2 protein-coding genes are annotated in these 1,082 nt (G+C 42.3%); both read left to right on the forward strand.

The annotated features are described in order from the left end of the window. Positions 1–7 precede the first annotated feature (7 nt). Entirely contained in the window at positions 8–517 is a 510-nt protein-coding gene (nusG, locus tag GCCT14_RS05090; protein WP_239978393.1) for a transcription termination/antitermination protein NusG, read from the forward strand. Positions 518–564: 47 nt separating this feature from the next. Then, positions 565–990 (forward strand): 50S ribosomal protein L11, encoded by a 426-nt coding sequence (gene rplK / locus GCCT14_RS05095; RefSeq protein WP_108624466.1) that lies wholly within the window; start codon positions 565–567, stop codon positions 988–990. Positions 991–1,082: the final 92 nt, after the last annotated feature.

Here is a 1,082-nt window from a genome sequence, read left to right on the forward strand (position 1 = left end):
TTAGAAGGTGAAGCGAACTATCGAAGAAGGTTGTTCGACTTATGGACTATCCGATCAAATTCTTGAAGTGATCCTTCCGGTTGAGCAGGTCTCTGAAGTTCGTCGTGGAAAGCAGAAGGTTTCTGAGAAGAGAATTTGGCCTGGTTATCTGTTGGTGAGAATGGAAATGAATCAGGAGACTTGGTCGTACATAAAAAGTGTTGAAGGAGTCATAGAGTTTTTGGGCGGGGAGCAACCTGTTCCTCTTGCTGATGAGGAAGTCGAGACGATTCAGCAAGACTTAAGAAAGAAGAAGGAAAAAGTTAGCCAGAAACACAGCGTCTCAGTCGGAGATCAAGTTAAAATTGTAGAAGGAGTGTTCGTTAATTTTATCGGAACAGTGACAGAAGTTTGCGGAGAAAAAGGACGATTGAGCGTTGCTCTTGCTATTTTTGGCCGTACTACTACTGTGGACGATCTAGAATTTTGGCAAGTTGAAGAGGTTACAGGAGAGCACGATTCTGGTACTATTTCTTGATCCGTTTCGATCATCTCTTCGTTATTTAAAGGGTTATTTTTTGGTTTATGTCTCAAAAGAATCATTCCAAAGTCATTCGGTTGCAGATTGTCGCGGGAAAAGCGCTTCCTAGTCCTCCAGTTGGTCCTGCTCTTGGGGCCGTTGGTGTCAACATTATGGCTTTTTGCAAGGAGTTCAATGAAAAGACGCGCAGCATGGGGGATGCCCTTGTTACTGCAGTCATTTATGTTGATTTAAAAAAGAAGGACTTTCGTTTTGAAGTCAGAAAACCTCCAGTTTCTTATCTGATAAAGAAAATTCTTGGATTGGAAAAAGGTGCAAAGTCTCCCAATAGAGAAAAAGGTGCAACGATTACCGTCAAACAGTTGGAACAGATTGCAGGCGAGAAGATGGAGGACCTCTTTGCGAACTCTTTAGAAGCGGCGGTGAGAATTATTGCTGGATCTGCTCGTTCGATGGGCATTGAGACATAAACCAAAAAATAACCCTTTAAATAACGAAGAGATGATCGAAACGGATCAAGAAATAGTACCAGAATCGTGCTCTCCTGTAACCTCTTCAACTT

It is taken from the genome of Candidatus Similichlamydia epinepheli, from assembly GCF_003056015.1.

Coding starts and splice junctions, on each gene's coding strand:
- rplK (WP_108624466.1), top strand. CDS start 565: ATGTCTCAAAAGAATCATTCCAAAGTCATTCGGTTGCAGATTGTCGCG.